Annotated in this window: 5 protein-coding genes (1 of these 5 running past the window's edge); 1 reads left to right on the top strand and 4 read right to left on the bottom strand. The window is 64.2% G+C overall.

The window, feature by feature from the left end:
- Positions 1–892 carry the end of a M23 family metallopeptidase gene (locus MESCI2_RS0120340; RefSeq protein WP_027038185.1) on the top strand. The gene continues 1,076 nt to the left of window position 1, outside the view, so 892 of the gene's 1,968 nt are visible here — the last part of the coding sequence; its start codon lies beyond the left edge, outside the window; its stop codon occupies positions 890–892.
- 6 nt (positions 893–898) lie between these two features.
- Here the strand turns inward: MESCI2_RS0120340 and MESCI2_RS0120335 are convergent, their stop codons facing one another.
- From MESCI2_RS0120335 to clpB, 4 genes are all read right to left on the bottom strand, one after another.
- Positions 899–2,458: an MFS transporter gene (locus MESCI2_RS0120335; protein ID WP_027038184.1), complete on the bottom strand. Its 1,560-nt coding sequence runs from the start codon at positions 2,456–2,458 to the stop codon at positions 899–901.
- Between the two features lie 217 nt (positions 2,459–2,675).
- The gene (locus tag MESCI2_RS0120330) at positions 2,676–4,181 is read right to left on the bottom strand and encodes a L,D-transpeptidase family protein (RefSeq protein ID WP_027038183.1); all 1,506 of its coding nucleotides are present in this window, start codon (positions 4,179–4,181) and stop codon (positions 2,676–2,678) included.
- A 144-nt stretch (positions 4,182–4,325) separates the two neighbouring features.
- A complete protein-coding gene (locus MESCI2_RS0120325; RefSeq protein ID WP_027038182.1) occupies positions 4,326–4,694 on the bottom strand; it encodes an MmcQ/YjbR family DNA-binding protein in 369 nt (122 codons plus the stop codon).
- A gap of 59 nt (positions 4,695–4,753) precedes the next feature.
- Positions 4,754–7,360, bottom strand: coding sequence for an ATP-dependent chaperone ClpB (gene clpB / locus MESCI2_RS0120320; RefSeq protein ID WP_027038181.1), 2,607 nt, complete (start codon positions 7,358–7,360; stop codon positions 4,754–4,756).
- Between the last annotated feature and the right edge of the window lie 202 nt (positions 7,361–7,562).

Below are 7,562 nucleotides of genomic sequence, written 5' to 3'. Positions count from 1 at the left end.
GGAACCGGATCCGAACCCCGAATTGCTGACAGCCTTCGATGATTCGTCGGCGCCGGTCGTGGTGCGCGGCAACCTGCCCAACGTCTATGACGGCATCTACCGCGCCGCCTATTCCTACGGCATGTCCAAGGCGATGACGCAGCGGTTGATCAAGCTGCTGGCGTCCGACGTCGACTTCCAGTCCCGCCTCAGCCCCGCCGACCGCATCGAAGTCCTGTTCTCGCAGCCCGACGGCGACGACCAGACCTCGGACAGCTCCGAACTCCTTTACGTCTCGGCGACGTTCGGCGGCCAGACCCGCAACTTCTACCGCTTCCAGATGCAGGACGGCGGCACCGACTATTTCGATGAGGACGGCTCGAGCGCCGAGCAGTTCCTGTTGCGCAATCCCCTGCCCGCCGGGAAATTCCGCTCCGGTTTCGGCGCCCGCAGGCATCCCATCCTCGGCTATGTCCGCATGCACACCGGCGTCGACTGGGCAGCACCCATCGGCACGCCGATCATCGCCGCCGGCAACGGCACGGTCGAGAAGGTCGGCTGGGCCGGCGGTTACGGCAAGCAGATCATCATCCGCCACGCCAATGGCTACGAAACGTCCTACAATCACCAGAGCGCCTTTGCCAAAGGCATCGAACCGGGCGTGCACGTCCGCCAGGGCCAGACCATCGGCTTCCTCGGCCAGACCGGCCTCGCCACCGGCCCGCATCTTCACTACGAGCTTATCGTCAACGGCACCAAGGTTGATCCGATGCGTGTCCGCCTGCCGGTCGGCAAGGTGCTGAAGGGCGATGACCTCGTCGCCTTCAAGCGCGAGCGCGAGCGCATCGACGAACTGCTGAAGCAGGAAGACAGCGATTCGCTGAAGGTTGCGAGCGCCAAGATCGACGGTTGATCCGCTTCAGCTTTGCGTATCTTCGGCCTGTCGCGGCCATGGCAATCGCTCACCGGGAATGGTCGCCCAGGCGATAACAGCCGCAAGCAGGCAAAGCAGCGCGGTCACCGAAGAAACCGCGGCGAAAGCGGCGTCGCTGGCGGCGAGCCTTGCCGCATCGATGGCCGGCGCAAGCCCGGCTGGCGCCGGTTCACCAAATCCCGGGATGCCGGACGTTGCGCTCGCGTCCAATGCATTCGCGTAGACCCATGCGGCAAGCGAGCCCATCGCCGCCACCGCGATCAAACCGCCGATGCGTGAGACGGCATTGTTGATGCCGGAGGCCGCCCCCGTATCCTTGTCCTCCACCGCCGTCATGATCGCGGTCGACAAAGGCGACACGACCAGAGCCATGCCGAGCCCCATCAGCCCCATCAGCGGGAATGTTCCCGTCCAGAAATTGTGGATGCCAGCATAGGTGAGCAAGGCCAGCCCGGCAAACGCAAAAGCCACGACCAGACTGCCGCAGGCGATCGGAAAACGCGGTCCGATCCGGTCCGACAGCTTGCCGACAGGTCCCGACAAAAGCGCGATCGCTGCCGACAAGGGCAGGAAGATGAAGCCGACCTCGGCCGTGCTCAGCCCCCAGCCGGCGATCAGCAGCATCGGCAGATAGAAAAGGTTGGCCGACAGCGCAAAATAGAGGAAGAACGTCGCTACATTGGCGCCGGCGAAAGCACCGACGCGAAACAGGCTGAGGTCGATCATCGGCTGGCGCTGCCGAAGCTCGAAGACGATGAAGACCGCCAGCAATACGACGCCGGCGGCAATGCTCGGCCCTGCCATGAGGCCCTCGCCGCTGGCACTCATCGAGGTCAGCCCATAGGCAAGCGCACCGAAGGCCAACGTCGCGAGCGCTGCACCGCCGAGATCCAGGCTGCGTTTCTCCGTCGGCGTATCGGCAGGAACCTTGGCCAGCAGAAGCCAGATCGAGATCAAGCCCAGCGGCAGGTTGATGGCGAAGATCGCCCGCCAGATGCCGTCGCCGAAGGCCGACAGCACGAAACCGCCGAACACCGGGCCAAGTGCCGTGGTCAGCGCTGAAGCCGCCGCCCAGATCCCAATCGCGCGGCCGCGTTCTTTCTTCGGGTAGGCCTTGGCGATGATGGCGAGGCTGCCGGGCACCATGATTGCCGCACCGATGCCCTGCAACGCGCGAAAGGCGATCAGCACAATGGCATTCGGCGCCAGCGCACAGGCCAGCGAAGCGACGATGAACAGCGCAATGCCCGCCACGAAGGCGCGGCGCAGACCGAATCGGTCGCCGGCAGCACCCCCGGCCAGGATCAGCGCCGACAGCGTCAACGCATAGGCATTGGAAATCCACTGCGCCTCGGCAAGGCTGGCGCCAAGGTTAACGCGGATCGCCGGCGTGGCGATGGCCAGGATCGAGCCGTCTATGAAGCCAAGCGCCGAGGCCAGGATTGCCGCGATCAGCACAAATCGCCGCCGCGACTGCGGACAGAACGTCCCATTCGTGACCGGACTGGGCAGCGGGACGGCGGCGGCTTCACTTGGTGAATGCATGAAATCTTGCTTAAACCCCCAGCGCTCCGGCAACAACCAGCCAGTGGCTTGCTGTCGCTGAAACCAGCGGTTTGGCCAGGGCTGCACCCTGTCAGGGTGCAGATGGCACAGTCATGCTGGCCTCGTTGCGTGCAGCCTGCGGGAATTTCGATGAGGACCCCTGAAGCTCGGCTTCATCCTGATCGTGCAGCTGGTCCATCCCGCCGCACGTCACAGTTCACTGCTGCGCAAGGTTATCGGCTGAAGGTCCGCCGACAAACTCCACCGTCACACCCGGCGAAACCAGCTTGGCCAGTTCCCGCGCGTCCCAGTTGGTCAGGCGTACGCAGCCATGGCTTTCGGTCTTGCCGATCTTCGACGGGTCCGGCGTGCCGTGGATGCCGTAAGTCGGCTTGTCCAGGGCGATCCAGACCGAACCGACGGGACCGTTCGGGCCCGGCGGAATGGTCAGGACCTTGTCGTTTTGGCCCTGCTTGAAATTGATGCTGGGGTTGTAGGTGTAGTTCGGATCGAGCGCGACGCGCGACACCGTGTGTATGCCGGACGGTGACGGCGTGTCCGATGAGCCGATGGTTGCGGGATAGGCGGCGACCAGTTTGCCGCCGGCGTCATAGGCGAAAACCTCTTTCTTGTCCTTGTCGGCGACGATGCGGGCTACCGGCGTCGAAACCAGCCTGCCGAAATTGGCAACCTTGATGATCGTGCCGGGACGATTGAAATCGACGTCCGGGTTGAGCGCCTTGAGATAATTCTCGTCCATGTGGAAGCGCTCCGCGAGCGCCTCGGTCACCGACGTATAACCCATGCGGTCGAGTTGCGCCTTCTGGCTGTAGTCTTCCGGGATCGACGCGACATAGGGACCGGCCGCATCCTCGGCTGTGATCGTGTAGTTGGCGAAGGCATCGCCGCCGGATTGCGCAAGTGCCGCCTGGATGGCGACCGCGTCGGTCGATCGCAGACTGGCGCCGGTGATCTGGTTGTAGGCGGCGAGCGCCTTGTCGACATTCGAACCGAAACGCCCGTCGATCACGCCAGGCGAAGCGCCACCCCGGTCGAGCAGCACCTGAAGGGCGGCGACTTCCTGGCGCGCTCCCAGCGAAAGTGCCGGGGCAACAGTGGTCTTGTCGCCAGCCTTTGGCGGCAGAGCCGCCTGATCGGCTGACGTCGCCGGCGGGGCAGGGTCTATCGAGGCCTCGTTCAGCGGCTGGCGCTTGATGGTACCTGGCTTTGCCGGCCGCGGCGCGTCGGGAAAATTGTCGTCGTAGCTGCCATCGTCCCGCGGCGCCGGCGGGTAGGCTTCGACGGAATTGTCCCCATAGGGATCGTACTCGTCCGCCGGCGGCGGGATCACGCGGCCTTCCTCTTCCAACTGCTGGCGGCGGAACCGCGCCATGTCTTCCGGATCGTCGAGATAATAACGGTCGTCGCCCTCGGGGGCGCGGCCCAGTTCGCGCAGTCGTGTATCGCGGCGCAAGGCGCGGCGGTCGAGCCGGGTCTGCGGCGGCTGGATGGCGATCACCTTGCCGGTATCGGCATCGACGATGACGCGATTGCCCCTGGCGTCGTAGTAGATGTCGAGATTGCCGTCCTGAGCGACAAGGATGCCGCCGTCATTGGCGGCGCGGACAATCCGTGGTGCGCTGTCCTGCGTCGGCGCGCCGAGCGCGCCAGAAGACAAAAGCCCGCCGGCGAGTACCGAAAGGGTGAAGATCGTGCGCAGCATAGTGGCGAAACTCTCCGGTCCGTAATTGCCGCCGCCCGGCATCATCCCTTGGCGAACCCCTTCGCCAGCAAACCATTTGCTAAGCATAAGGTTCCAATATGAACCGGGCATGAAGATGGCAGTTTTCCGGCGCCTTGAGGAATATTAGCTAGCTTCGGCAAGTCCCAATTCCTTGCGCGCCTGCCTGGTCAGCTTCAGGGCGACAAGGCGATGGCTCTCACGCAGATAGTCCTTCAGTGCGGCATCATCCATGCTCTGGCTTGTCCGACGCTGGATCCACGTCATGCCGCGCGAGGCAAGATAGGGCGCGGGCCGCAGGCCCGGCTGCTCCTTGAGCACGTCATAGGCGACATCGGAGCATTTGAAGGTGACGAAGAGCTGCTGGCCTTGATCCCAGCCACCGATCGCGAAGACCTTGGCTCCAACCTTCCAGACATGGGCGCCGCCCCATTGGACAACGTGGCTCGTCGCGGGCAGCGAGGCGCAAAAGCCGTTGTAGTCGTCCAGCGTCATCCCCGCCCCACGTGTGTATGAAAAAGCCGCGCGTCCAGCATGGACGCGCGGCGTTAGGATCAGGCCGCCGCTTCGGCCGCCACGATCGTCGGCTTCGAGCGGAAGTTCAGCCGGTCGGAACCGGCTGTCACCTTGACGGTCGAGCCGTCGAGGATGTCGCCGAGCAGGATCTTCTCCGCCAGCGGGTCCTGCAATTCCTTCTGCATCACCCGCTTCAGCGGCCGCGCGCCATAGGCCGGGTCGTAACCCTTGGCGGCCAGCCAGTCGACCGCCTCCTGGTCCAGCGACAGCGTGATCTTGCGGTCGACAAGCAGGCTCTCCAGCCGCTTGAGCTGGATCTCGACGATGCGGCCCATATCCTGCCGGCGCAGCCGGTGGAACAGGATCACTTCGTCGACACGGTTGAGGAACTCCGGCCGGAACGATGCCTTGACGACGTTCATCACCTCGTCGCGGACTTCATCGACATCCTGGCCCTCGCCGAGATTAACGAGATATTCGGCGCCGAGATTCGACGTCATGATGATCAGCGTGTTGCGGAAGTCCACGGTGCGGCCCTGCCCGTCGGTCAGGCGGCCGTCGTCGAGCACCTGCAACAGCACATTGAACACATCCGGATGCGCCTTCTCGATCTCGTCGAACAGCACGACCTGATAGGGCCTGCGCCGCACAGCTTCGGTCAGCGCGCCGCCTTCCTCATAGCCGACATAGCCGGGAGGCGCGCCGATCAGCCGCGAGACCGAGTGCTTTTCCATGAACTCCGACATGTCGATGCGCACCATCGCGCTCTCGTCGTCGAACAGGAAGCTCGCCAGCGCCTTGGTCAACTCGGTCTTGCCGACGCCCGTCGGCCCGAGGAACATGAACGAGCCGATCGGCCGGTTCGGATCCTGCAGGCCCGCGCGGGCGCGCCGCACCGCCTTCGAGACAGCCTGCACCGCCTCGCCCTGGCCGACGACGCGCTTGCCGATCTCGTCTTCCATGCGCAGCAGCTTGTCGCGCTCGCCCTGCAGCATCTTGTCGACCGGAATGCCGGTCCAGCGCGAGACGATATGGGCGACGTGGTCGGGGGTGACCACCTCTTCGACCATGCCGGCCTTGCCGTCCTGGGCCTCGGCCTCCTTCAGCTTCTTTTCCAGCTCCGGGATCTTGCCATAGGCAAGCTCGCCGGCGCGCTGGAATTCACCCTTGCGCTGGGCAATGGCAAGGTCGTTGCGCGCCTCGTCGAGCTGCTTCTTCAGATCGGCGGCAAGCCCGAGCTTCTGCTTCTCGGCCTGCCATTTGGCGGTGATCTCGGTCGATTCTTCCTCGAGGCCGACGAGTTCCTTTTCCAGGCGGGCGAGCCGGTCCTTCGAAGCATCGTCCGTCTCGACCTTCAGCGCCTCGCGCTCGATCTTGAGCTGCATGATGCGGCGATCGATCTCGTCCAGCGCCTCGGGCTTGGAATCGACCTGCATGCGCAGCCGCGATGCGGCTTCGTCAACCAGGTCGATCGCCTTGTCAGGCAGGAAGCGGTCGGCGATGTAGCGGTTGGACAGCGTCGCCGCCGCCACCAGCGCCGAATCCGAAATGCGCACCTTGTGGTGCTGCTCGTACTTCTCCTTCAGACCGCGCAGGATCGAAACGGTGTCTTCCACCGTCGGCTCATCGACGAACACCGGCTGGAAGCGCCGGGCAAGCGCTGCATCCTTCTCGACATGCTTGCGATACTCATCGAGCGTGGTGGCGCCGACGCAGTGCAACTCGCCCCGCGCCAAAGCCGGCTTCAACAGGTTCGACGCATCCATGGCGCCATCCGCCTTGCCGGCGCCGACCAGCGTGTGCATCTCGTCGATGAACAGGATGATGTTGCCGTTGGCCGAGGTGACTTCGGAGAGCACAGCCTTCAGCCGCTCCTCGAACTCGCCGCGATATTTGGCGCCGGCAATCAGCGCGCCCATGTCGAGCGCCATCAGCTGCTTGTCCTTCAGCGATTCCGGTACGTCGCCGTTGACGATGCGCAGCGCCAGGCCCTCGGCGATCGCCGTCTTGCCGACGCCCGGTTCGCCGATCAGCACGGGATTGTTCTTGGTACGGCGCGACAGCACCTGGATGGTGCGGCGGATCTCGTCGTCACGGCCGATGACCGGATCGAGCTTACCGGCGCGCGCATCCGCGGTCAGGTCGCGCGCGTATTTCTTCAGCGCGTCGTAGCCCTGTTCGGCACTCGCCGAATCGGCGGTGCGGCCCTTGCGGACGTCATTGATGACCTGGTTGAGCGCCTGCGCGGTGACGCCGGCCTTGGCCAGTATGTCGGCGGTCTTGGCAGATTTCTCCATGGCGAGCGCCTGCAAGAGCCGCTCGACCGTGACAAAGCTGTCGCCGGCTTTCTTGGCCAGTTCCTCGGCGGTCGAAAACACTTTTGCCAGCGGCTGCGCCAGGTAGAGCTGGCCATTGCCGCCCTCGACCTTGGGCATCGCTTCGAGCGCCGTCTCGACGCCAAGCTTGACGTCGCGGACGTTGCCGCCGGCGCGTTCGATCAGCGACGCGGCCAGGCCCTCGTCGTCGTCGACGAGCACTTTCAGGATATGTTCAGGGGTGAATTGCTGATGGTTGCGGGAAAGCGCCATGGTCTGCGCGGACTGGATAAAGCCGCGCACGCGCTCTGAGTATTTCTCAAGGTTCATATCTGTCTCCTTCCATCACCGGCCCGCTTTGCGGCACCGGATCCGATTGCGGTGACGGACCCGCTCATTCGAGCCGGGTCCAGTTGAGGCTGATATGGTGCACAGGCCCCGAACCCTCAAGACGTCTCGATATCGGCAACCGCATAATATTGCACAGCCGCGCAAAACGAAAACGGCGGAGATCTCTCTCCGCCGTTCAATG

It is taken from the genome of Mesorhizobium ciceri WSM4083 (assembly GCF_000519305.1).
In the GTDB taxonomy this organism is placed as follows: domain Bacteria; phylum Pseudomonadota; class Alphaproteobacteria; order Rhizobiales; family Rhizobiaceae; genus Mesorhizobium; species Mesorhizobium ciceri_B.
Note: the sequence above shows the minus strand (reverse complement) of the source record. Positions and strands in the feature narration are given on the sequence as shown.